Below are 22,385 nucleotides of genomic sequence, written 5' to 3'. Positions count from 1 at the left end.
CCTGTGCCCGGCCGGGGCGGTGCGCGTCTCACCAGTCGCGGGGAGCGATCAGCTCCTCGACGTCCGCGTCCGCGAAGCCGTAGGCCCGGGACACGAACCAGAACTCCCCGGCCAGCTCCTCGCGGGCCACGGTCTCTATGTCGAAGTCCTCGTCCTGGAGGTCGTTGAGCTCCTCGGTGGCCGCGTGGGTCAGGACGTACAGCGCGGCGAGGTCGGCGGGCCGCTCGGCCTCGATGCGCGCGCACAGGCGCAGCAGGATGTCCTTGCCCCGGTCCACCGCGTGGTCGGGGTAGTAGCCGTCCTCGTAGAGCGCCTTGAGGAACGGGTGGGTACTCACCTGTGTGTTGCTGAGGGTCATGCTGAGATGGTGCACCACGCCACTGACAACGCCCCGGGAGCGGCCGTATGCCCTCGTTCGACCTGTTGCCCGGTGCCGAGCAATCGCCGGTGATCCTCCATGTGCCGCACTCGGCTCGGGAGATACCGGCCGAGGTGCGGGCGCAGATCGTGCTGGACGACTCCGCGCTGGAGCGGGAGCTCGACCACATCGTCGACGCGCATACGGCGGAGCTCGCCGACGAGGCGGCCGGTCGGGCCCACCTGATGCCGTGGCGGTTCGTGAACAGGCTGTCGCGGCTGGTCGTCGACCCCGAGCGGTTCCCGGACGGGCGGGAGGAGATGCTCGCCGTGGGGATGGGCGCCGTGTACACGCAGACCACCCACCGGGAGGCGCTGCGGCCCGCGGACACCGACCCCGAGCCGCTGATCGCGCGCTACTTCCGGCCGTACGCCCGGGCCATGACCGAGGCCGTGGCACAGCGGCTGGCCGCCACCGGGCGGGCCGTGATCATCGACGTGCACTCCTACCCCGGTGAGCCGCTGCCGTACGAGTTGCACGGCGACGGGTTCCGGCCGCCCGTCTGCCTCGGCACCGACCCCTTCCACACTCCGCCCGAACTGCAGGCCGCGGCCCGGGAGGCGTTCGCGTCCTGGGAGGTCGGGCTGGACAGTCCGTTCAGCGGGACGTACGTACCGCTGGAGGTCTACGGCCGTGATCCCCGGGTGAGTGCCCTGATGGTGGAGATCCGGCGGGACACGTACATGACGGAACCCGGCGGGCCCGCCGGGCCGGGGCTGCACGGGCTGGCCGGGGCGCTGGCCGCTCTCGTGGACGCCCTGGTCTGACCTCCGCCTGGAGCACTCCGGCGCGACACGCGCCCGGGGGGCGGTGAGGGTGGGTGGCATGACCGAGGAGACCACCACGCTGGCAGAGCAGGCCCCGCCCCCGGTGCGGGAGTGGCCCGCGCTCGACCTGGCCGGGACCGAGTTCGACCCGGTGCTCGCGGAGCTGATGCGCGAGGGACCGCTCACCCGGATCCGGCTGCCGCACGGCGAGGGCTGGGCGTGGCTGGCCACCCGCTACGCGGACGTCAGGGCTGTCACCAACGATCCGCGGTTCAGCCGCGCCGAGGTGACGAACCGTCAGGTGACAAGGCTGGCCCCGCATTTCAAGCCCCGGCCGGGCTCTCTCGCGTTCGCCGACCAGCCCGACCACAACCGGCTGCGCAAGGCGGTCGCCGGGGCGTTCACCGTGGCGGCGATGAAGCGGCTGCGGCCCCGGGCACAGGACATGCTCGACCGGCTCGTCGACGGTCTCGTCCAGGTCGGGCCGCCCGCGGACCTCGTCGAGCGCGTCCTCGAACCCTTTCCCCTCGCCCTGGTCAGCGAGGTCATGGGGGTGCCCGCCGCCGATCGCGAGCGCGTGCACGGCTGGACCCGGCAGATCATCTCGACCTCCGGCGGGGCCGAGGCCGCCGAGAAGGCCAAGAACGGGCTGTACGGCTGGATCACGGACACCGTACGGGCCCGCGCCCACAGCAGCGGCGACGACGTGTACTCGCTGCTCGGAGCCGCCGTGCGGCGGGGTGAGATCGGTGAGACCGAGGCGGTCGGGCTCGCCGGGCCCCTCCAGATCGGCGGCGAGGCCGTCACCCACAACTGCGGCCAGATCCTGTACCTGTTGCTGACGCGGCCCGAGCTGATGGAACGGATGCGCCATCAGCCCGAGGCGCGCGCCGCCGCCCTCGACGAGCTGCTGCGCCACATCCCGCACCGCACCTCGGTCGGCCTCGCCCGGATCGCCCTGGAGGACGTCGACCTGTACGGACTCCGGATCCGTGCGGGCGACGCCGTGTACGTCTCCTACCTGGCCGCCAACCGCGACCCGGACGTCTTCCCGGACCCGGACCGCATCGACCCCGACCGGGACCCCAACCCGCACCTGGCCTTCGGCAACGGCGCGCACTACTGCACGGGCGCGGTGCTCGCCCGGCTGCAGACCGAGCTCCTGGTCGACACCCTGCTCGACCGGCTGCCGGACCTGCGGCTCGCGGTGTCGGCCGACGACGTCGTCTGGCGCCGGAGGACGATGATCCGCGGGCCGCAGACCCTGCCCGTCAGCTGGTGAGCGGGCGCGGCCGGATCAGACGGTCAGCCAGTCGGTGACGATCACCTCGTCACCGGTCCGCAGCCGAAGGGCGAAGGGACCGGCGGGGGCCGTCTCGTAGGTGAAACGGCCCATGTCGTCGGTGGTCAGCGGGGAGCCCGCCTGCGGACCGCTGAGCACCTCGATGCGGGCCGTGCGCGGCGGCAGCACCTGCCCCATCAGGCCCTGCGCGGTGAGTTCGACGTCGACCGTCACCTCACCCGCGTGGAAGGTCAGCATCCGTGGCGCTCCCGTCGCTCCCCGCACGGGGAGGGCGTCCACCACCGAGTCGAAGGTCAGCTCGGCGATCCGGCTGTCCAGATCGTGCAGCGCGAACGCCTCGACGGCGATCTGCCGCAGGGCGGGCGGGACGGGGTCCAGGATCGCCGCGGCCTGCCGCAGCTCCTCCTCCAGCAGGTCGAGGGCGAACTCCTCGTCCGGCAATGCCTCTTCGTCGAAGACGCCGTCGTCGCCGAGGTCGTCGTTCATGTCGCTCATACCGCCCCCCGGGCTTCGAGTCGCGCCCGCAGCCGCCTCAGACAGCGCTGGCGCAGTGGTCCGATGCTGCCCACCGCGATACCCAGGGCGGCGGACACCTCCTGGTAGCCGGGCTTCGGCGAGGCCATCAGGATGCGCAGCAACTGCCTGCACCGCTCGCCGAGTTCCTCGAACTCCTGCCACAGGTACCGGACGCGCTCGCTCTGGGCGGCGGCCTCCTCGGAGTCGATGAACGACTGCTCGGGCGTACGGTCCTCGCTGATCCGGTCCAGCAGGCGCGGATCGTCGGTGACGGTAAGCCGCCTTAAGTTCTTGAGCACCTTGAGGCACTCGTGGCGGGCGGTGCTCGCCAGCCAGGACTTGGCCTTGTCGGGTTCGCGGATCCGCCCGAGGTGCTGGGCGAAGCGGAACCACACGGTCTGGTACACCTCGTGCGCGTCGGCGTCGGAGAGCCGGTGTGCGCGCGCGACGGACCACACCAGTGGGCTCAGCCCTTCCACGAGCGCCTTCCAGGCCGCCGCGTCACCGTCGACGGCGGACTGGACCAGCCCACCGACATCTTCTCGGTCCACGGTCCCACCCCTCGTGTACGGCCAGTCATCGTACGCCGTGGAGGGGACCACTCCGGCCGTCATGCGCCGACAGGGCGCTGCACGACCGGCACCGGGTGCCAGCCGGCCGGCCTCAGCGCCGGTACGTGCGCCCCGCGCACTTCGGCGAACTGCGTGCTGCCGGCGAGGAGTTGTCGGCGGGCGGTGCGTGGGGCGGTTTCCTTGTTCGCGCTCATGTGGGCGGCGACCAGGCCGGCGACGACGGGGGTCGCGAAGGAGGTGCCGCTCCAGTGCGCGTATCCCTCGAACATCACCTGGTCCGGCTTGGCGGTGGTGCCGTCCTCGCTCAACAGGCCGACGTGGGACGGGGACTGGCAGGTGCACACATAGGTGAAGCCGAACCGGCAGGCCTCGTACGTGGAGTGCTGGTAGACGTACGGCACGGGCGCGTCGAAGCCGGTGAGGGTGCTGGTGAGGCGCTCGCCGGGGGCGAAGACCTTCACCCAGGGGCCGTGGTTGCTGAAGCAGGCGCCGAACTCCCCGTCGCCGCGCAGCGCGCCGACCGACAGCACGACGTCCTGGTACTCGGGCAGGTCGGCGTACGCGGCGGGCCAGAACGGGCTGGCGCTGGCGTTGTTGCCGGCCGCGGCCACCAACAGGGTGTCGTGGGCGCGCAGTTCCTGCATGAAGGCGTCCATGCCGAGCAGGCCGTCCGTGCGACCGTTGGAGGTGCCGGCGGAGAGGCTGATGATGTCGGGCCAGCCGTCGGCGACGGCCTCGAAGAGCTTCTCGCCGAGCTCGGACTCCAGGATGGCGCCCGCGTCGTTGAGGGTGCTGCGGACGGTGATGTCGGTGTTGGGCGCGACGGCCGCGAGGATTCCGGCGATGAACGTGCCGTGGCCGACGTACTGGAGCAGGTTGCCGGCCCCGTCGGTCTCGGTGCCGTGCGGGTCGCCCTCGACGTGGGCGAGCAGCGGGACCAGGTTGTGGTCGTGGGTGAGGCCGTTGTCGACGACCAGGACTCCCACGGCGGTGTCGGCGTCGTAACCCGCTTCCGCGGGGGCCGGGTTGGTGCCCTGGCTGAGCGCGGCGGGCACGGGCTCGTCGCCGGGGCAGGAGTTGACCGCGATCGACACCACGTGGTTGCGGCTGACCAGTCGGCGTCCGGCGCGTCCCTCGCGTTCACTCAGGGCGCGCAGGGCGTGGGTGACGGCGCGGTCGCCGCGCCGGTCGCCGTGGCCCGGGTCGCCGACCTTGATGCGGGTGATGCCCGAGCGGTTGGTCTCCGGGCTGTCCCGGCGCACAAGGTCGCCGGTCAGACCGGTCGCCTCGGTGAAGTGGGTGCGCACGGTCTGTTCCACGAGCGCGGCCTCCTGGCCGTCGCGAGCGAGGACGACACCCTTCTCATAGATGAACTCCGAGGCGTCGTCGGGTCCCAGGGCGAGGGGGACGTCGGGCATGGAGCGCTGGATCTGGTCGAACTGCTCGTGGAATCGCTGTGGTGCCATGGCGTGTCCTCCCAGTGGGGCGGCGGTCGTCAGTCAGAGCCGCGGGACCGGTGATTGATACAGCGCCAACCGGTGTGGCCCGCCACCTGGGCCACTACCATCCATGGAGTGACAGCGGGAAGCGACACGGTTCTCGAACTTCTGCCGATGGTGTTCGCCGCCCCCAACCAGGCGCTGGCGAGGGCAGAGGAAGTACTCGGCTCGGATCCCTCACCGCTGCACGCCTCCGTCGCCCATCAGGTGATCGGCATCTGGCAGCGGGACTGGGGCGACATGCGGATCGCGCTGGACCATCTGCGGCGGGCCCGCGACCTCGCGGCGCGCTCGGAGTCGGCCGACCGGGAGGCCGACGTCCTGGCCGCGCTGGGCGTGGCCCTGGTGCACGCGGGGCGGACCCGGCAGGGTCTTGCGGCGCTGGAGCGGGGTGTCGAGGTCAGCAGCGGCCACACCCGCGCACGCGTCCTGTTCCGCCGGGCCTACGCGTCCTGGGTGCTCGGCCATCACCGGGCGGCGCTGGACGACGTACGGCGGGCGGTGCCGGTGCTGCGGCAGGCCGACGACGTGATCTGGACGGCGCGGGCGCTGACGCTGCGGGCCACCGTGCATCTGGCGCTCGGCGCGGTGGAGCGGGCGGATGCCGACTTCACGGCCGCGGAGGCGCTGTGGGACACCACGGGCCAGGAGCACGACAAGGCCGACGCGGTGGAGAGCCGGGGTCTTGCCGCGTACCGGTCGGGGGACATTCCCGCCGCGCTGCGGCTGCTCGACGAGGCCCAGGAGCGGTATGCCAAACTCGGCACGCCGACGTTCATGCTCACGGTCCGGCGCTGCGAGGTCCTGATGGCCGCCGGGCTCGCCCCCGAGGCGCTCGCGGAGGCGGACGCGGCCGTCAGGATGCTGGACGGGATCGGCGGGCAGTCCACCCTCAAGGCGGAGCTGCTCCTCGCCGCCGCGCGGGGGGCCCGGCTGGCGGGCGACGCGCACACCGCGATCGCGCGCGCCGACATGGCCGTACGGCTGTTCGCGGGGCAGCGGCGCACCTGGTGGGAGACGCACGCGCGCCTGGTGCTGATCGAGGCGCGGGTCGCCGCCGGGCGCGGCTCGGGCCGGCTCGTCGCGGACGCGGCCGCGGTCGCCGACCGGCTGGCATCCTTCGGAGCGCCCGCCGCCCCGGAGGCCTCGCTGCTCGCGGGCCGGATCGCGCTCGGCCTCGGTTGGCGGGAGGACGCGCAGCGGCATCTGGAGGTCGCCGCCCGCAGCCGGCACAGCGGGCCCCCGTTGGCGCGGATGACGGGCTGGGCGGCGCGAGCACTGTGGGCGCGGGCCGTGGGCTCCGACCGGGGGGTCCTGGAGGCCTGCCGCCGGGGCCTGGACGTGCTCGACGACCACCGTACGACGCTGGGCGCCTCGGAGCTGCGGGCGCGGGCCACCGCGCAGGGCGCGGAGCTGGCCGGTCTCGCGGCGCGGGCCTCGCTCACCTCGGGCGGGCCGCGGCGGCTGCTGGTGTGGAGCGAGCGCTGGCGGGCCACCGTCCTGTCCGCGCCGCCGACCCGCCCGCCGGCCGATCCTGAACTGCTCGGCGAGCTGACCGCGTTCCGGGAGATCGCGGCCCGCGCGGAGGCGGCCAGGATGGAGGGCCGGCCGATACCGACGCTGGAGCGTGAACAGCGGCGCCTGGAACGGGAGATACGCTCCCGCACCCTCCGCATCCGCGGCGACGCGCCGGGCGACGGATACCGGTTCGACCCCGCCAGGCTGCTGGAACGGCTCGGTGACGACGTACGGCTGGTCGAACTCGCCGTGCTCGACGGGCGGGTTCAGGTTCTGCTGTGCGGGCAGGGGCGGGTGCGGCGGTTCGAGGGCGGGCTGCTGGCCGATGCGGAGCGCGAGGCGGAACACGTCCAGGCGGGGCTCAGACGGCTGGCTCACCCGGGGGCGGAGGCACGGCTTTCGGTGGTGGAGGCGGCGGGGCGGCGGCTGGAGGAGCTGCTGCTGGGACCCGCCGCGGCGCACCTCGGCTCCGGACCGGTCGTGGTGGTGCCGCCGGGACGGCTGCACCGGGTGCCGTGGGCGCTGCTGCCGTCGCTGCGGGAGCGGGTGTTCAGCGTGTCACCGTCGTCGAGCAGCTGGCTGCGGGCCCTGGACACCGTGCCGCCGCCGGACGGCGGTCAGGTGCTGGTGCGCGGGCCCGGTCTCGCGACCGGGGGTGCCGAGGTACCCGAACTGGCCGGCCGCAACGGCTCCGCGACCGTCCTGGAGTACGACGAGGCCCGCGCGTCGCGGGTGCTGGCGGAACTGGACGGGGCCGCGCTGGCCCATATCGCCGCGCACGGCACGTTCCGCGCGGACAGTCCCCTGTTCTCCTCGCTGCGGATGGCCGACGGGCCGCTCATCGTCCACGACTTCGAGCGCCTGGACCGCAGCCCGTACCGGATCATCCTGTCCTGCTGCGACACCGCCCGGTTCGCCTCCGTCGGTGCGGACGAACTGCTCGGCCTGGTCACCGCGTTGCTGCCGCTGGGCACGGCGGGCGTGGTGGCGTGCAGCGCGCCGGTCAACGACGAGGCCGTGGTACCGCTGATGCTCGCGCTGCACAAGGGGCTGAGTACGGGGTTGTCGATGGCTCAGGCGCTGCGCGATGCGCGGGCCGCGCTGCCGGGGGACTCGGTGCATCAGGCGACAGGGTGGGCGTTCTCGGCGTTCGGGGCGGCGTGACACGGGTGGGGTGCGTGATGTGTGGGGCGGCCTGACCCCTCCCCCGAATACTGGGGGTCAGACCGCCCCGGTCCGGTGTGCGGCTCAGGCCGGCTGTGCCTCGGGCAGGTCCACCAGGCAGGGCAGCGCGTCGCGGTCGCTCGCACCGAGGCGGGCGTACGCGCTGTAGAGGTGGTTGCCGACGGTGCGGATCGACAGGGTGAGCTGCTCCGCGATCTGGCGGTTGCTCAGTCCGGCGGCCGCGAGGGTGACGATCTGCCGCTGGCGTGCGGTGAGTTCGCCGAGGACCAGCCCGGACAGGGCCGGGGTACGGGCGCCCTGGCAGCGGCGGGCCAGGGCGACGGCGCGGGTACGTGAGGTGCGGGCGGCGCCGGGGTCGCTGTGCGCCCGTACGGCCTGGGCGTACGCCTCGGCCGCGAAGAGCAGGAAGCCCCGCTCCTCCAGTGCGTGTGCCGTTCGGTCGAGGGCGGGACCGTCACCGCGGGCGAGCGCCTCGGCGTGCGCGGCGAAGACACCGGTCAGCCGGCCGACGGCCCGGTCGGGCACGCCGAGGCGGACGGCGTCGTACGGCTCCTCGGTGACCGTGTCGAGGGCCGCGCCGAGGTCACCGCGGGCGGCGGCCCGCCAGGTGGCCGCCGAACCGCCCGCGATCTCCCGCGAGTCGACCGCGCCGCCGGACGGAGTCGGGTCGGCGGCGAGCCGGGGGGTGCCGCGGTCGCCCGCAGCCGGGGCGAGCTCGAAGGTGGTGGCGGCGGCGCCGAGCCGGCTGCGAACGGGCCCGGGTGGGTGAGCGTGAAGCCGGCGGTCACCGGACGGCCCCTCGCCGTGGTGCGCGCCGGGCCCGGGCTCTCCCGACTGTGCCGCGGCCAGGGCGAGTTCGAGACGGCAGGCCGGATCGTCGGCCGTGGCTCGCAGCCCCTCCCTCGCCCAGGCCACGGCCTCCCTCAGCTCCCCCCGCAGACGGGCGAACCGGGCCCGTACGGCGGCGTGCCGGGCCGGGACGCCGGCCCCCTCGTCCAGGAGCCACTCCCCCACCGGCGCCGGAACGTCCCGTACGTCGGTCCCTGCGATCGCCCTGCTCAGCGTGGCCGTCTCGGCGTCCAGGGCGGCCGCGCAGCCGGCCGGGGTGCGGGCCAGGCGCCGGGCCCGCAGGCGTCCGGCGGCCGCTCGCAGTGCCGGGCCGTGGAGGGGGTGGGCGAGGCGGACGGTGCCGTCGTCGCCGACGTGGACCAGGCCGTCGGTCTCCAGGCCTTCGAGGGCGTCCAGGTCGAGGCTGTCGGCGTGCATCGGGAGCGGTTCGCCGAAGGCCAGCCGCTCCAGGGTCTCCCGCTCGCCGGGACCGGTGCGCCCGACGAGGTGTGTGGTGCGTTCGCGCACGGCCGCGGTGACCGGCACCGGGCCCCGCCACTCCCACTCGGCCGAGTCCGCGACACGCTCCAGCAGCCCCAGCTCGCGCACCGCGCCCACCAGTTCGCGCAGCAGCCGCAGATCGCCCCGGCACAGGCGGTGCAGCCGGTTCACGGTGAGGGCTTCGAGGCCGCCGGCGCCCGCCGCGAGCAGCTGGGCGGTCTCCGGTCGGGGCAGCGGCTCCAGGGCGAGTCGCGGCAGGAGCTCTCCGGTCCACAGGCGGGAGACCGCGCCGGGTGCCTGGGCTCCGTCGGTGGCGGCCACCAGGAGCCGGGTGCGGCCGTGCACGGCGAGCTGGTGGACGAGGGCGGCCGAGGCGTCGTCCAGCAGATGGGCGTCGTCGACGAACAACAGCCGAACGCTGGAGAGTAGTTGGACCGCCTCGTGCAGGGACACGGTCTCCGGAAGGAGGTGCGCGAAGGGGGCGAACGGCAGCGTGCGGGTCTCGGGCGTACCGGTCACCCTGGCGCAGTCGGTGCCGCGCACGGCCTCCGTGACGAGCCGGGTCTTGCCCCGGCCCGCGGGACCGGTCACCACGATACCGTGCCGTCCCCCGGCCACGGACCCGCGGACCAGGGCGAGTTCGTCCTCCCGGCCGGTGAAAGGCCAGGGCAGGTCCAGCGTCTTGATGTCCCGTTCGAAAGTCGTCACGGAAGCAGGAGCACCGCTACTCAAGTCTGATACACGGGGACTTGAGTAGCCCCCGACTCAGGCGCCCCGGGACGCCCGACGGCAGGCTGAACCCCATGACCGCACGCTACTGCTCCCTCGCGCAGCAGTCGGCTCCGGTGTTCGCGCCGGGTCTGGCCGCCGAGCGGTTGAGTGCGCTCGTCGGCGGAAGCCGGATGTGGGTCAACAGCACGATCCTGCACTACTGCTTCTTCGACGGCGACACCGACGGGTCGGTCATTCCTGTTCCGGGGACCGGGCAGTCCCGGCAGGTGTCGTGGGTCGGCGCCAAGGAGCAGCGGGACGTGGTGCGCGAGTGCTTCAAGGAGTGGCAGGACCTCGGTATCGGGGTGAGGTTCACCGAGGTCGGTGACCGCTCGGAGGCAGAACTGCGCATCGGTTTCCAACTGGGCGACGGCTCCTGGTCGACCGTGGGCAGGGACGCTCTCCAGGTGGGTCTGAACGAGCGCACGATGAACTTCGGATGGGACCTGACCGCGCCGGGGGAGCGCGGGACGGCCCTGCACGAGATCGGGCACGCGCTCGGCATGCTGCACGAGCACCAGAGTCCGTTCGCCGGCATCCACTGGGACGACGAGGCCGTCTACGCCGATCTGGCGGGCCCCCCGAACTTCTGGAGCCGGGACCGGACGTTCTTCAACATCCTGCGCAAGCTCGACCCGGACGAGGTCAACGGCTCGGTCTGGGACCCGCAGTCCGTCATGGAGTACCCCTTCGAGGCGGGGCTGATCCTGGAACCGGAGCAGTTCCGTGCGGGCCTCAACCCGACCGGAGCCCTGTCCGCCGCCGACAAGGAGTACGTCCTGCGCCGGTATCCGCCGACCGAGCAGACCCGGCCACCGGCACTGGTGCCCTTCCGGTCCGCGCCGCTCGGGCTCGGACCGGGCGAGCAGGCCGACTTCGCCGTCGACCCGCCGGAGACCCGCGAGTACACCGTGGGCACCTTCGGCGACGGCGACACCGTCGTCGTGGTCTTCGAGGAGCGGGACGGAGAAGCCCGCTACCTCACCGGCCGCGACGACGGGGGAACTCCGCACAACGCAACGATCAGGGCCCGTCTGGTCAAGGGCCGCCGCTACTTCGTCCGTGTGCGCCTGTACTCCGCGTGGGGTTCGGGGGAAACCGCGGTCATGTGCTGGTGACAGCACGTACGGACCGCACACGGGCGAGGCTGGACCAACTGTCCGGCGCCGGGGGAATGGCCGGTGCTCGTCACCTTCGGGGGAGGGAGACGAGCACCGGCCACACCGCGTTCACAAGGGCTCCCGGGCAGCAGGGAGACAGCACGTGATCACCGGATACGTCATCGGCGAGAGCTTCCGGGCCGGCGCGGTGTTCGAGCCGCGCGGGCTGCGGTTGCGGAAGGTCAGCCGCGTCGGGATCGACGGGGCGGCCGACGGGCAGCCGGCCGTGTGGACGCTGGTCGAGTGGGAGTCGGACGGCGAGGACATCGGTGCCCTCGCGGACGCGCTGGCCGACGCGTTGGAGCCGGAGCTCGGGTGGTACGCCGACTTCACCGCCGGGGACGAACGGGTGGTGGTCTTCGCCCGCAAGGTGTTCCGCTATCGGCGCGGCGACGAGGCGGGCCGCGCCGAAGCGGTGGCGTACGGACGGTCGGTGGGGACGCCGGAGCATCAGCTCGACTGGGAGGAGTGACCGCGCCTTCGCCACTCCTGCGCGAGGAGTTCGTAGGAGCGCACCCGGTCCGGGTGGCCGTGTGTGATGGTGGTGATGAGCAACTCGTCGGCGCCCGTGGCCTCTTGGAGCTGCTCCAGCTGGTCGGCGACCCGGGTGGGGGAACCGACGAACTGGGTGTCGACGCGGTCCTGGACCAGAGCCCGGTCCTCGTCGGTCCAGGTGTGGGCGCGGGCCTCCTGCGGGGTGGGGAAGGCGATGGCGCCCTCGGCGGTGCGGATGCTGCGCACCCAGGCGCCGTAGCCGGTGGCGAGTTCGCGGGCGGTGCCGTCGTCCTCGGCCACGACGACGTCGGCGGAGACGCTGACGTACGGCTTCTCGAGGATGCCGGAGGGCTTGAAGGCGGCACGGTAGCCCTCGGCGGCCTCCAGGACGGTGCCGGGGCTGACGTGGTAGTTCGCCGCGAAGCGCAGTCCGCGGGCGCCCGCGACCTCGGCGCTCTCGCCGCCGCTGCTGCCGAGGATCCACACCTCGACCTCGGCGCCCTCACCCGGCACCACATGCGCCTCGATGCCCTCCGGGGAGCGGTAGGTGCCCGCGAGGAGGGCGAGGACGTCGTCGATCTGCTCGGCGTAGTCCTGTGACTCGGCGCCCGGCAGCAGAAGCAGCTTGCGCTGGAGGGCTATGCGGGGCGAGCCGAGCAGGTACTCGAAGGAGAAGCGGGGTGGGACGCGCAGGCCGTTGGGGGCGCGGCCGTCCACCACGGCGGTCGGCAGCGGCGTCTTTGGCGCTCCAGGCGGACGGCCGCCGGAGCGGCCGAGGCCCAGGTCGAGGCGGCCGGGGTGCAACGCGTCGATGAGTCCGAACTCCTCGACCGTGCTGAGCGCGGTGCGGTGTCCGAGCTGTACGGCGCCGGAACCGAGGCGGATCGTGGAGGTGGCGGACGCGGTGAGCGCCAGGACCACCGCCGGGGACGTGCCCGCGACGCCCGGGTTGAGATGGTGCTCGGCGAACCAGTAGCGGGCGTAGCCGAGGCGTTCGGCCTGCTGGGCGAGGTCGATGGAGTTGCGCAGGGCGTCGGCCGCGGTGGATCCGGACGGGATCGGCACCAGGTCGAGGATGCCGAGAGGGATGTCAGGCATGGGCGGGCTCCCCCAGTACGGGTCCCCAGGAGAAAGGCGGGTCCGGGATGGTTCGGCGCAGCTCGGGGGCGACCTCGGACTGGAACAGTTCCAGCGAGTCCCGGTGCTGAGTGTCCGTCAGTCCGCCTGCGTCCGCGTGCAGATGGAGGACGGTGTGCCCGAACTGCTCCTGATAGCGGTGGACTTTGTCGGTGATCTGCTGCGGGCTGCCGATCAGTGCGGAGCTGCGCTCGACGAAGTCCTCCAGTGTCTCGAAGACGACGGGGAGGCCGGCCTTCTCGTAGAAGGCGAGGTTGGCCTCGAAGAGGGGCCGGTAGATCCGGCGTGCCTCCTGGGAGGTGCGGGTGACCAGGAGCCCGGCCGTGCCGGCGCCGACCGCGATGTCGGCCGGGTCGTGGCCGTAGTGCTCCCAGCGCTCCCGGTAGTGGCGGATCAATTCGGCGTACGGCTCTATGGGGTTGGTGACGTTGGCCGAGAACAGCGGGTCGCCGTAACGGGCGGCCAGCTCCACAGACTCCTTGCTGGTGGCGCTGCCGTGCCAGACGCGGACCGGGTGCTGGTAGGGCCGCGGCCACACCTCGGCGTCCTTCAGCGGGGGCCGGAAACGGGTCCGGGCGGTGACCTTGTCCTGGCGCCAGATCTGCCGGAACACCTCGTAGCTCTCGGCATTACGGTCCCACTGGTCGTCGGGCGTGACCTGGAACAGGTCACGCTGGGCGGCGCCGTTGCCCTTGCCGATGATGAGGTCCAGGCGGCCCTCGGAGAGGTGGTCGAGGGTGGCGTAGTCCTCGTAGGCGCGCACCGGGTCGAGCAGGCTCAGGGTGGTCACCGCGGTGAAGAGGCGGATGCGCTTGGTGAGGGCGGCGATGTGACTGAGGACGACGGTCGGCGAGGAGGAGATGAACGGCCGTTCATGCCGCTCCCCCACACCGAAGCCGTCGAAGCCCAACTCCTCGGCGAGCACCGCGTTCTCGAGCACCTCGCGAAAACGGTCGTGCGTCGACTTCTGGACGCCCGTGACCGGATCGGGGCGGTGCACGATCAGTGTGATCGCGAGGAACTTCACGATGCCGCCCGCTGCTCGCCGCGGACATCGTCCGGGTGGGCCAGGCCGAGCTGGTGGCGCAGGGTGGGGCCCTCGTACTCGGTGCGGAAGACGCCCTGTTCCTGCAGGAGCGGGACGACCTTGTCGGCGAAGTCGTCGAGGCCGGTCGGGGTGATGTGCGGGACGAGGATGAAACCGTCGCTCGCGTCGGCCTGCACGTACTCGTTGATGGTGCGGGCGATGGTCCCGGCCGAGCCGATGAAGTTCTGCCGGTTGCCGGTGTTGATGACGAGGTCGCGGATGGACCACTTGTTGGCGGCGGCCAGCTCACGCCATTCGCGGGCGGTGGCCAGCGGGTCGCGGTACATGCGGACCTGGGCGCGGCCCTTGGAGATGTGGTTGTCGCTGACATCCGGGTCGATGTCGGGCAGCGGCCCCTCGGGGTCGTAGGAGGACAGGTCCCGGTTCCAGACGAACTCCAGGTGTTTGAGCGCGGTGGCTCCGCTGACCTGCTGGCGTCGGACGATCCGTGCCAGCTCCTCGGCCTCCGCGTCGGTGTCCGCGAGCGCGAAGGACGCGGCCGGCAGGATCAGCAACTGGTCATGGCGGCGGCCGTACTTGGCGAGGCGGTTCTTGACGTCGGTGTAGAAGGCCTGACCCTCGTTGAGGGTGGCGTACCGGCTGAAGATCGCGTCGGCTCCGGAGGCGGCGAACTCGCGGCCCTCCTCGGAGTCGCCGGCCTGGAAGACGACCGGGCGGCCCTGCGGGGAGCGCGGCACGTTGAACTGGCCCTGAATGTCGAAGTGTTGACCGTGGTGGACGAAGGAGCCCGCCTTCGCGTCCCGCAGGAACACCCCGGACGCCTGGTCGGCGAGGATCTCGTCGCCCTGCCAGGAGTCGAAGAGCTCCTGGGTGGTGGCGAGGAACTCCTTGGCGCGGGAGTAGCGCTCGTCCTGGGGCAGGAAGCCGCCGCGGCGGAAGTTCTCGCCGGTGAAGGCGTCCCAGGAGGTGACGACGTTCCAGGCGGAGCGGCCGCCGGAGAGGTGGTCGAGGCTGGCGAACTGGCGGGCCACCTCGTAGGGCTCGTTGAAGGTGGAGTTGATGGTGCCGGTCAGCCCGAGGTGCTCGGTGACGGCGGCGAGTGCGGCGAGGATCGTGAAGGTGTCCGGGCGGCCCACGACGTCCAAGTCGTAGATTTTGCCGCCCTGTTCACGCAGGCGCAGGCCCTCGGCGAGGAACAGGAAGTCGAACTTGGCGCGTTCGGCGGTCCGCGCGAAGTGCGCGAAGGAGCTGAACTCGATGTGGCTGCCGGCCTCGGGGGCGCTCCACACGGTGGTGTTGTTGACGCCGGGGAAGTGGGCGGCCAGGTGGATCTGCTTCAAGGGCTTGGACATGGGTGCGGGGATCCTTCCGGCTCAGGCGGACGCGGCGGAGTAGCGGTTGGCGGGGCGGGCGAGGCCCAGCAGACCGCGCAGGGTGTCGGCCTCGTAGGCGGTGCGGAAGGCGCCCCGGCGCTGGAGTTCGGGGACCAGGCCGCGGGTGATCGCCGGCAGGTCGTGGCCGAGGACCGCGGGTCGCAGCCGGAAGCCGGTGAGTCCGGCCGCTTGGAACTCGCCCAGCAGATCGGCGAGTTGGGCCGGAGTGCCGGTGAAGACACGGGCGTCGCTGCGGTACCGCTCCCCCGCGAGCGCGTCGAGACGGTCCCTGCGGGCGGCCGCCTCTGCCGGGTCGTCGTCGAGGAAGACGACCAGGTCGCCGAAGATGTGCAAGGGTTCGCCCGCACGACCGGCCGTTTCCTGTTCGGCGCGGATCTCGGCGACGATCGCGCGCGCCTGGTCGGTGTCGTGCGGGGTGACGTAACCGACGTCGGCCTGGCGGGCGATGAGCCGGTAGGGGACGCTCTGGTGGCCGAGGGCGGTGACGAGGGGCTGCCCCTGCGGCGGGCGGGGCGTGATGGAAGGGCCCTTGACGCTGAAGTGCTTCCCCTCGAAGTCGATGTAGTGCAGCTTGTCCCGGTCGACGAAGCGGCCGGTGGCGGCGTCGCGGATCTCGGCGTCGTCCTCCCAGCTGTCCCAGAGGCGGCGCACGGCCTCCACGTGGTCGGCGGCCTCATCGAAGAGGTCGGTGACGACGGGGCCGTCGTAGTCCTCGATCGGGGGGATGGTGCGGCGGCCGAAGTGCGCGGCCTCGTTCGGGCGCGCGGTGATCTGGACGCGCACGCCGGCCCGGCCGGTGCTGACGTAGTCGAGGGTCGCGATGGCCTTCGAGAGGTGGAAGGGCTCCGTGTGGGTGACCACGGCGGTCGGGACCAGGCCTATGTGCCGGGTGAGCGGGGCGATGCGGGAGGCGATGAGCACGGCGTCGAGGCGGCCGCGGACCTGGTCGGTGCGCTCGTCCGGGTCGAAGGGGTGGGAGGACTGCGGGCCGAGGCCGTCCTCGATGGTGACGAAGTCGAGCAGACCGTGCTCGGCCTCCGTGACCAGATCGGCCCAGTATCCGGCGGTGAGCAGCTCATGGGGCCGGGCCACCGGCTCGCGCCAGGAGGCGGGGTGCCAGCCGGTGCCGTCGAGGGCGACGGCGAGATGCAGAGAAGAAGGGGACACGAGTGGGTGCCTTCCTGGAAGTCCGTACAGGTGGGCCGGCCCGCGGGTGGGCGGGGCGAGGCTGCTGGGGCAGGTGACGGGTCAGGAACAACAGAGCGCGGCGGACACACGCTGGAGATCGATGTGGGGCCGGGAATGGAGGTGGGCGGAGCGGAGTGGGTGCGTCACGCCGGTCACCTCCTGCTTCTGGGCACGCGACGGCGCCCGGCGGATCTCGTCATGAGTCACAACCGCGTGGCCGCGCGGGATGTTCCTGGACTGCGGACCAGGAGGGTCGGCGATCGGCGGCTCCGCCACTGCGGGCTTCGGTCTGCTGAACCACGGAGGCGGGGTCCCCTTCTCGACGGACGTGCGGGTACGGCGGGCTGTTCGGTGAGGCGTCAGGAGTTGTCGAGGGGCAGCCCGGGCGGGTTGACCTCCGACGTGGTGACGGCGTCGGTGGAGAGGTTCCACGCGGTGAGCCACTTGGCGTACTGGCCGTTGTCGATCAGGTAGTTGATCGCGTCGGCGAGGGGCTTGGCCAGGCCGCTGTCCTTCTTGGCGGTCGCGGCGATCAGGCCCTGGAGCGTCTCGCCGGCACCGGAGTACTGGCCCGCGATGCGGGTCGCGTTGGGCGTGCTCGCCGTCTGGGTGACGTGGTAGGCGGAGTTGGGGCTGGGGCCCAGGTAGGCGTCGATCTTGCCGCTGCTCAGGGCCAGATAGATGCTGGGGCTGTCCTGGAAGTACTTGATGGTGAGCTTCTTGCCCTCCTTCTTCAGTTTGGCCTGCCACTGCAGCAGGATCCGCTCCTGGTTGGTGCCGGCGCCGACCGAGACGGTCTTGCCCGCGAGCGCCTCGTAGTCGCCGTCGAAGCTCCACTTGGAGGTCTTGAGCGTCTCGAAGGCGAGGTCGTCCTTGCGGTAGGAGGCGAACTCGTACTTCTGCTTGCGCTCCTCGGTGTCGGTGATGTTGGAGAAGCCGACGTTCACCTTGCCGCTGTCGATGCCGACGAACAGGTTCTCCCAGGTGAACTGCTTGGTCTCGGGCTTGAGGCCGAGGACGGCGGCGACCAGGCGAGCCAGGTCGGTCTCGGAGCCGGTGAGGGTCTTCTGGTCGCTGCCGATGAAGCCCAGCGGCGGGGAACCGGAGGGCAGGGTGCCGGAGCCGATGACGAGCTTGCCGCTCTTCTTGACGGCGTCGGGGAGTTCGGCGCTGATGGACTTGACCTCGGCGACCTTGAGGGCGGTCTCCTTGGCGGCGCCGTTGGACAGTCGGCCCACGGTGACCGTGCCGGCGCTGTCGGTCGTCCGGGTGGCGGCGTCGCTGTCACCACCGCAGGCGGCGAGCCCGGTGGCGAGGGTGGCGACGGCGGTCGCCGCGGTGATGCCGCGTATCAGGCTGCGCCGGGAGGGGTGGATGGGCATGGCTGTCCTTAGGAGTTGAGATAAAAGGGGCAATGGGGACGAACAGGGTTCAGAGAACCTTGCTCAGGAAGTCCCGGGTCCGCTCGTGCTGCGGCTTGTCGAGGACCTCGGAGGGCGGGCCCTGCTCGACGATGCGGCCGCCGTCGATGAAGACGACCCGGTCGGCGATCTCGCGGGCGAAGCCGATCTCGTGGGTGACGATGACGAGAGTGGTGCCGCTGGTCGCCAGGTCCTTGATGACCGCGAGGACTTCACCGACGAGTTCGGGATCGAGGGCGGAGGTCGGCTCGTCGAAGAGGATCACACCGGGGCGCAGGGCGAGGGCCCGGGCGATGGCCACGCGCTGCTGCTGGCCACCCGACAACTGGCGTGGGTAGGCAGTGGCCTTGTCGGCGAGGCCGACCCTGTCGAGGAGTTCACGGGCCAGCTCCTGGGCCGCCGCCCTGGCGAGCTTCCCCGTCGCGACCGGGGCGGCTGCCACGTTGTCGAGCACGGTCAGGTGCGGAAAGAGGTTGAAGTTCTGGAAGACGAACCCGATGCGGCTGCGCTGGGCCAGGATCGCCCGCTCGCTGAGCTCCTTCAGACGGTCGCCCTGCCGACGGACGCCGATCAGCTCGTCGTTGACGCTGACATGGCCGATCTCCGGCTTCTCCAGGTGGTTGATGACCCGCAGCAGGGTGGACTTCCCGGAGCCGGACGGGCCCAGGATCACGGTGACCTCGCCGGGGCGCACGGTGAGGTCGACGCCGTCCAGGACGCGGTGGGTGCCGTACCACTTGTGCACGCCGTGCACTTCGAGCGCGACGGGCGTGATGTCGGTGACGGTCATACGGCGGTCTCCCTGCGGATGCGGGCTCCGAGACCGGTGAGGCCGGCCCGCAGTTTCTGGAGCGGGGTCGGCGGCAGGGAGCGTGTGGCGCCCCGGGCGTAGTACCGCTCGACGTAGAACTGGACGACGGAGACGGCACTGGTCAGGATCAGGTACCAGACCGTGGCGACCAGCAGCAGCGGCACGATGTCGCCGGGGTAGGTGGAGCCCATGGACTGCACGGTGCCGAACAGGTCGAGCAGGGAGACGTAGAAGACCAGTGAGGTGCTCTTGATGAGGCCGATGAGCTGGTTGACGTAGTTCGGGGTGATGGAGCGCAGCGCCTGCGGGAAAGCGATCCTGCGGAACTGGTAGCCCCTGGGCAGGCCGAGCGCGGAGGCCGCCTCGTGCTGGCCCTGGTCGACGGAGAGGATGCCGCCGCGGACGACTTCCGCCGCGTAGGCCGCCTCGTTGAGGCTGAGGCCGATGACGGCGATGACCATGTCGGTGGCCAGCCGGGACTCGTCGAAGGAGAAGAAGGCCGGCCCGAAGGGGACGCCGACGCTCAACGTCCTGTACAGGGCCGAGAAGTTGTACAGGAACAGCAGGAGCACGATCAGGGGGATCGAGCGCAGCGCCCAGATGTAGGTCCAGCTCACCGCGCGCAGCACCGGGCTCTTCGAGAGCCTGGCCAGAGCGAGCAGGATTCCGCCCAGGAGTCCCAACACCGCGCTGTAGGCGGTGACTTCGAGGGTGATGAGGAGCCCGTCGAGGACGGCCGGCCGCAGGAACCAGTAGCCGAACCGGTCCCACTGGTAGAAGGGGTTGGTCGCCAGGCCGTGGACGAACTGGGCCGCCAGGACCAGGACGACGGCGGTGGCGATCCAGCGTCCCGGCCGCCGGAGCGGCAGAACCCGCTGTGCGGCGAGGGGTCTTGACGGGGTGTCGGTCTGCGGCGGCGCCTCGGTGACGGAGACGGCGGCGCCCGGGGGTTCACTCATGCGGGGGCTCCGGCGGAGTCGGTGTTCCCCGGGGACACGGCGGGCTCGGCGTACTACGGCGGTAGGACGCGAACGCACGGGCACCGGGGCTGGGCGGGTGACGGCACACCGCGAGCGCGGTGTTCGTCAGGAACGCGGGGGCTGGAGAGGAGAAACGTCAGCCCTGACAGCGGGCACGGCCCGGTGCGGTACACAGTGCGCTGCTGACTCGGAGGAGATCGACGCTCCGGTCGGCCACGAGCACATCGCTGTACGGCTGTACGCAGCTCTGGGCGCGGCGCATGGCCGTCCTGGAGGCTGCGTACATGTCCGTCACCGTGCTCTTCCGGCCCCGTGGGCCCTCGCGCTTACCGAAACGTGATCCGGTCCGGTCGTCACCTGGGGCACCCCACCGCGGAGCGAGGGTTGCCGGTCAGCAAGCCAGGGCTTGTCGCTGACACTCATGACCGTTCTGAGCCGTAGTTAAGACAAATGCCCGAACGAATGTCAATCACGGTCCGACAGTTGAAACGGGTCCAGCGGTCGAAACGGTCAGGACGAGCGGCCGGTGTGCGACGCCCAGTCCAGGATCTGCACGGCGGCTCCGGCGGCCTCCAGGCCCCGGCAGTGGGCGTGGTGCCGGCGGGCGATGCCGTCGAGGTCGAGGTGGGTGCCGAAGGCCGGGTGCGCGGCCAGGCGGCGGGCGTAGGCCCACAGGGTGGGGTGGTCGGCGATGCGCTGCACCGCGGCGGCGTCCAGGTGGTCGCGGTGCACTGTGTCGAGTTGGACCAGCGCGACCCACAACTCCACGTCGGAAGCGGTGAGGTGATCCCGGATCAGGTACTCGCGTCCGTCGAGCCATCGCTCCAACGAGCCCAGCGCATCGAGCAGTTGCTCCAGCGCCGCGGCACGCTCGTCCTCGTCGCCGCCCGCCGACCCGGCATGCTGGGCGGACCGCTCGATGCCCGCGCACATCCGCTCGACAGCCTCGGTCTCCGACTCCGCCCCGCACGGGTACAGCGCCGGGCGCCCGCCGCCGAAGTGCCGGGCCAGGTCACGGGTGATGTCGGGGGCGTGGGTGCTGACGATCCGCCCCGACCAGTCGTCGCTGAGCACCGGCGCGAGGGCCGCGCCGGTGTACCGGTGCGCGCTGGCCTCGTAGAGCGGGCGCAGTGTGGAGTGTCCCCCGTCGGGACAGTCGGGGACCGGGTCGAGGAAGGTCACCGGACAGACGTCGTCGAGACCGAGCAGGCTGTGCACGACGGCGATGCGCAGACCGTCGGCACAGGCGGCGGCCAGATGAAGCCGGTAGCGGAGCGGCACGGCGTAGTGCCCACTGCGCGCGTCCTGGCCGATCCGGCCGCGGAACGCGGGGGCCGGGTGGGTGGTGGGGACGTGGGCGAGCGGTGTGACGGTCATGGGTCTCCCCGGAGTGTCGGTGCGCAGACGTACGCGCGGCGGAAGCGTCGTCGGGCGGGAACAGACGGCCGTCCCCGTGCGTGACGGCGAGGGCGTGCCGTTCGGGCACGGAACGGGGTCGGGAGCGGCCGGGCTCAGGCCCGGGGTCCGATCGCACTGCAGACCCGCTGCAGATCGATGTGACGGCGGGACGTCAGAAGAGGGGAGGGCCGAGAGGTACGGCTCACTCGGCCGACGGCCGGCTCAAGGCGCCCCATGTTTCCCTACCTGTTCACTAGGATTCCCACCATGGAGTCTCGATCTGCCGTGGGCCCACGTCAAGAGGGCGTCCACTGGGCGGGCAGGGCGTGCGTCACGAGAGGGCGCCAAGGGCGCGAGCGGCCCGCCCGCCGCCGCTTCCGGGGCCACATGCGGCACGACGGTGCCGTACGCAGTGCCGTTCGGCCGTCACAGACGCGGACCATGTCCCGCACGTCCTGCTCCAACAGCTTGGTGGGGAGCGGCAGGCTGGGTCGGCCGGGCCGGGGTCCGGCTGGTCGGGCGGGACGGCGAGCCGGGCGGCTGGCAGTGCCCGGAGTCGGGTGCGCTGTACGACGAGGAGGACGGCCACCTCGTCGAGCGTGCATGACACCTGTCTCCACCAGGACGCCTCCGTGGTGGCGCTGCCGCCGATGTGACCGACCGGCCACGGCTGTCTGCGCCTTCCGATAGCGTGTCGTGCGTGATCACGGGCGAGATCAAGGGCAGGACCAACAGTCGCGGCAAGCCTGATCCGGACCTGTTCTTCACCGAGGACCGGGTGGGCGTGTGACCGGCCGGCCGACGACCGCGGTGCTGCCCCCGTCGCTGCGCGCGCGGCTCGGGCTGGTCGCGGCCCTCGCCTCGCTGGCTGTCGTAGTGCTCGGTGTCCTGTATGCCGACCACAGTCGGCCAAGCAGGGTGGACAGGTGGATCGTCCCGCCGACGGCGGACAGCGTGCGACCTCCGTTGCGGTACGTCGCTGTGACCCTGGACTTCCTGGGAGAACCCGCGGGATCGGTGATGGTGGTCGTGGCCGCCGTGACGGGTTGCCTGCTGCTTCGACGTCCTCGCGCGGCCGTACTCATGGTTGCCGGCGCCGGCCTCGCCGTGGGAACGGCCACGCTGCTCAAGCAGCTGGTGGGCCGTACCATCCATGGCGCCGACAACCTGTCCTACCCGAGCGGGCACACCGCCTTCCTCACGGTGCTCGCCTTCGTCGCGGCGCTCCTCGCGACCGACCGGCTCGGCCTCGGCGCTACGGCCGGCACGTCACTCGTGATCGCCGCGGCGCTGGTCGCCGGCGCCGCGATGGGATGGGCGGAGGTCGCCCTGGGCGCGCACTATCCGACCGACGCGCTGGGTGGCTGGTGCACCGCGCTGGCGGTGGTTCCGGCGACCGCGTGGCTGGTCGACCAGGCAGCTGACCGGTTGGTCGATCGGACGGCCGGCGTCGGTCGGCGAGAGCGGCGCTGACG

Annotated in this window: 21 protein-coding genes, 1 pseudogene and 1 riboswitch; of the genes and pseudogenes, 7 read left to right on the top strand and 15 right to left on the bottom strand. The window is 72.0% G+C overall.

Annotated features, from left to right (window positions below; genetic code table 11):
* Window positions 1-28: 28 nt before the first annotated feature.
* The gene (locus OHT57_RS41905; RefSeq protein WP_328752179.1) at window positions 29-358 is read right to left on the bottom strand and encodes a DUF5713 family protein; all 330 of its coding nucleotides are present in this window, start codon (window positions 356-358) and stop codon (window positions 29-31) included.
* Window positions 359-405: 47 nt separating this feature from the next.
* Between OHT57_RS41905 and OHT57_RS41900 the strand changes: the two genes are divergently transcribed.
* Complete coding sequence (locus tag OHT57_RS41900; RefSeq protein WP_328752178.1) at window positions 406-1,185, top strand: N-formylglutamate amidohydrolase; 780 nt, start codon at window positions 406-408, stop codon at window positions 1,183-1,185.
* Window positions 1,186-1,243: 58 nt separating this feature from the next.
* A complete protein-coding gene (locus OHT57_RS41895; RefSeq protein WP_328752177.1) occupies window positions 1,244-2,467 on the top strand; it encodes a cytochrome P450 in 1,224 nt (407 codons plus the stop codon).
* A gap of 15 nt (window positions 2,468-2,482) precedes the next feature.
* Here the strand turns inward: OHT57_RS41895 and OHT57_RS41890 are convergent, their stop codons facing one another.
* From OHT57_RS41890 to OHT57_RS41880, 3 genes are read right to left on the bottom strand one after another with little or no spacing between them, the layout of a single operon-like run.
* Window positions 2,483-2,974, bottom strand: a complete 492-nt coding sequence (locus OHT57_RS41890; protein WP_328753484.1) for a hypothetical protein — start codon at window positions 2,972-2,974, stop codon at window positions 2,483-2,485.
* 5 nt (window positions 2,975-2,979) lie between these two features.
* Window positions 2,980-3,555, bottom strand: coding sequence for an RNA polymerase sigma factor (locus OHT57_RS41885; RefSeq protein ID WP_328752176.1), 576 nt, complete (start codon window positions 3,553-3,555; stop codon window positions 2,980-2,982).
* 59 nt (window positions 3,556-3,614) lie between these two features.
* On the bottom strand, window positions 3,615-5,042 hold the full coding sequence (locus OHT57_RS41880; RefSeq protein ID WP_328752175.1) for a S8/S53 family peptidase: 1,428 nt from the start codon (window positions 5,040-5,042) through the stop codon (window positions 3,615-3,617).
* Window positions 5,043-5,189: 147 nt separating this feature from the next.
* Between OHT57_RS41880 and OHT57_RS41875 the strand changes: the two genes are divergently transcribed.
* Complete coding sequence (locus tag OHT57_RS41875; RefSeq protein WP_328753483.1) at window positions 5,190-7,757, top strand: CHAT domain-containing protein; 2,568 nt, start codon at window positions 5,190-5,192, stop codon at window positions 7,755-7,757.
* Window positions 7,758-7,841: 84 nt separating this feature from the next.
* On the opposite strand, the gene OHT57_RS41870 is transcribed toward OHT57_RS41875, so the two are convergent.
* Entirely contained in the window at window positions 7,842-9,815 is a 1,974-nt protein-coding gene (locus tag OHT57_RS41870; RefSeq protein ID WP_328752174.1) for a LuxR family transcriptional regulator AbsR2, read from the bottom strand.
* A 95-nt stretch (window positions 9,816-9,910) separates the two neighbouring features.
* Here OHT57_RS41870 and absR1 point away from each other — a divergent pair, with 95 nt between their 5' ends.
* On the top strand, window positions 9,911-10,996 hold the full coding sequence (gene absR1 / locus OHT57_RS41865; protein WP_328752173.1) for a beta-glucuronidase AbsR1: 1,086 nt from the start codon (window positions 9,911-9,913) through the stop codon (window positions 10,994-10,996).
* Between the two features lie 145 nt (window positions 10,997-11,141).
* Window positions 11,142-11,510, top strand: coding sequence for a hypothetical protein (locus OHT57_RS41860; protein ID WP_328752172.1), 369 nt, complete (start codon window positions 11,142-11,144; stop codon window positions 11,508-11,510).
* Here OHT57_RS41860 and OHT57_RS41855 read toward each other — a convergent pair.
* From OHT57_RS41855 to OHT57_RS41810, 10 genes are all read right to left on the bottom strand, one after another.
* Window positions 11,489-12,631: an LLM class flavin-dependent oxidoreductase gene (locus OHT57_RS41855; protein ID WP_328752171.1), complete on the bottom strand. Its 1,143-nt coding sequence runs from the start codon at window positions 12,629-12,631 to the stop codon at window positions 11,489-11,491. The genes OHT57_RS41860 and OHT57_RS41855 overlap by 22 nt on opposite strands.
* Entirely contained in the window at window positions 12,624-13,697 is a 1,074-nt protein-coding gene (locus tag OHT57_RS41850) for an LLM class flavin-dependent oxidoreductase (RefSeq protein WP_328752170.1), read from the bottom strand. The genes OHT57_RS41855 and OHT57_RS41850 overlap by 8 nt, the downstream gene beginning before the upstream one ends.
* Window positions 13,694-15,070, bottom strand: coding sequence for an NtaA/DmoA family FMN-dependent monooxygenase (locus OHT57_RS41845; protein WP_328752169.1), 1,377 nt, complete (start codon window positions 15,068-15,070; stop codon window positions 13,694-13,696). Before OHT57_RS41845 ends, OHT57_RS41850 begins: the two co-directional genes overlap by 4 nt.
* A 21-nt stretch (window positions 15,071-15,091) precedes the next feature.
* Window positions 15,092-16,279 carry an LLM class flavin-dependent oxidoreductase gene (locus tag OHT57_RS41840; protein WP_328752168.1) on the bottom strand — a complete coding sequence of 396 codons (1,188 nt, stop codon included), beginning with the start codon at window positions 16,277-16,279 and terminating at the stop codon, window positions 15,092-15,094.
* 81 nt (window positions 16,280-16,360) lie between these two features.
* Window positions 16,361-16,447 carry a putative leader peptide gene (locus OHT57_RS41835; protein WP_328753482.1) on the bottom strand — a complete coding sequence of 29 codons (87 nt, stop codon included), beginning with the start codon at window positions 16,445-16,447 and terminating at the stop codon, window positions 16,361-16,363.
* A gap of 212 nt (window positions 16,448-16,659) precedes the next feature.
* Window positions 16,660-17,682 carry a transporter substrate-binding domain-containing protein gene (locus tag OHT57_RS41830; protein WP_328752167.1) on the bottom strand — a complete coding sequence of 341 codons (1,023 nt, stop codon included), beginning with the start codon at window positions 17,680-17,682 and terminating at the stop codon, window positions 16,660-16,662.
* Window positions 17,683-17,731: 49 nt separating this feature from the next.
* Window positions 17,732-18,511, bottom strand: a complete 780-nt coding sequence (locus OHT57_RS41825) for an amino acid ABC transporter ATP-binding protein (RefSeq protein WP_328752166.1) — start codon at window positions 18,509-18,511, stop codon at window positions 17,732-17,734.
* Complete coding sequence (locus tag OHT57_RS41820; protein WP_328752165.1) at window positions 18,508-19,491, bottom strand: amino acid ABC transporter permease; 984 nt, start codon at window positions 19,489-19,491, stop codon at window positions 18,508-18,510. Before OHT57_RS41820 ends, OHT57_RS41825 begins: the two co-directional genes overlap by 4 nt.
* 338 nt (window positions 19,492-19,829) lie before the next feature.
* A riboswitch (SAM riboswitch) is annotated at window positions 19,830-19,939 on the bottom strand.
* Window positions 19,940-20,022: 83 nt separating this feature from the next.
* Window positions 20,023-20,889 carry a glutathione S-transferase C-terminal domain-containing protein gene (locus tag OHT57_RS41815; protein ID WP_328752164.1) on the bottom strand — a complete coding sequence of 289 codons (867 nt, stop codon included), beginning with the start codon at window positions 20,887-20,889 and terminating at the stop codon, window positions 20,023-20,025.
* Window positions 20,890-21,023: 134 nt separating this feature from the next.
* Window positions 21,024-21,146, bottom strand: a complete 123-nt coding sequence (locus tag OHT57_RS41810) for a putative leader peptide (RefSeq protein WP_328752163.1) — start codon at window positions 21,144-21,146, stop codon at window positions 21,024-21,026.
* Window positions 21,147-21,394: 248 nt separating this feature from the next.
* Between OHT57_RS41810 and OHT57_RS41800 the strand changes: the two are divergent.
* Both OHT57_RS41800 and OHT57_RS41795 read left to right on the top strand, forming a co-directional pair.
* Window positions 21,395-21,517, top strand: a pseudogene (locus OHT57_RS41800) (N-acetyltransferase); the annotation flags it as partial.
* 179 nt (window positions 21,518-21,696) lie between these two features.
* The gene (locus OHT57_RS41795; RefSeq protein ID WP_328752162.1) at window positions 21,697-22,383 is read left to right on the top strand and encodes a phosphatase PAP2 family protein; all 687 of its coding nucleotides are present in this window, start codon (window positions 21,697-21,699) and stop codon (window positions 22,381-22,383) included.
* The last annotated feature ends 2 nt before the right edge of the window (window positions 22,384-22,385 follow it).

Origin of the sequence: Streptomyces sp. NBC_00285, assembly GCF_036174265.1 — a bacterium.
Lineage (GTDB): Bacteria > Actinomycetota > Actinomycetes > Streptomycetales > Streptomycetaceae > Streptomyces.
Note: the sequence above shows the minus strand (reverse complement) of the source record. Positions and strands in the feature narration are given on the sequence as shown.

Bases quoted from the DNA above. Each gene is read 5' to 3' on its own strand.
- OHT57_RS41905 (WP_328752179.1), bottom strand. From the start codon at position 358: ATGACCCTCAGCAACACACAGGTGAGTACCCACCCGTTCCTCAAGGCG.
- OHT57_RS41900 (WP_328752178.1), top strand. From the start codon at position 406: ATGCCCTCGTTCGACCTGTTGCCCGGTGCCGAGCAATCGCCGGTGATC.
- OHT57_RS41895 (WP_328752177.1), top strand. From the start codon at position 1,244: ATGACCGAGGAGACCACCACGCTGGCAGAGCAGGCCCCGCCCCCGGTG.
- OHT57_RS41890 (WP_328753484.1), bottom strand. From the start codon at position 2,974: ATGAACGACGACCTCGGCGACGACGGCGTCTTCGACGAAGAGGCATTG.
- OHT57_RS41880 (WP_328752175.1), bottom strand. From the start codon at position 5,042: ATGGCACCACAGCGATTCCACGAGCAGTTCGACCAGATCCAGCGCTCC.
- OHT57_RS41875 (WP_328753483.1), top strand. From the start codon at position 5,190: ATGGTGTTCGCCGCCCCCAACCAGGCGCTGGCGAGGGCAGAGGAAGTA.
- absR1 (WP_328752173.1), top strand. From the start codon at position 9,911: ATGACCGCACGCTACTGCTCCCTCGCGCAGCAGTCGGCTCCGGTGTTC.
- OHT57_RS41855 (WP_328752171.1), bottom strand. From the start codon at position 12,631: ATGCCTGACATCCCTCTCGGCATCCTCGACCTGGTGCCGATCCCGTCC.
- OHT57_RS41845 (WP_328752169.1), bottom strand. From the start codon at position 15,070: ATGTCCAAGCCCTTGAAGCAGATCCACCTGGCCGCCCACTTCCCCGGC.
- OHT57_RS41830 (WP_328752167.1), bottom strand. From the start codon at position 17,682: ATGCCCATCCACCCCTCCCGGCGCAGCCTGATACGCGGCATCACCGCG.
- OHT57_RS41825 (WP_328752166.1), bottom strand. From the start codon at position 18,511: ATGACCGTCACCGACATCACGCCCGTCGCGCTCGAAGTGCACGGCGTG.
- OHT57_RS41820 (WP_328752165.1), bottom strand. From the start codon at position 19,491: ATGAGTGAACCCCCGGGCGCCGCCGTCTCCGTCACCGAGGCGCCGCCG.
- OHT57_RS41815 (WP_328752164.1), bottom strand. From the start codon at position 20,889: ATGACCGTCACACCGCTCGCCCACGTCCCCACCACCCACCCGGCCCCC.
- OHT57_RS41810 (WP_328752163.1), bottom strand. From the start codon at position 21,146: ATGGGGCGCCTTGAGCCGGCCGTCGGCCGAGTGAGCCGTACCTCTCGG.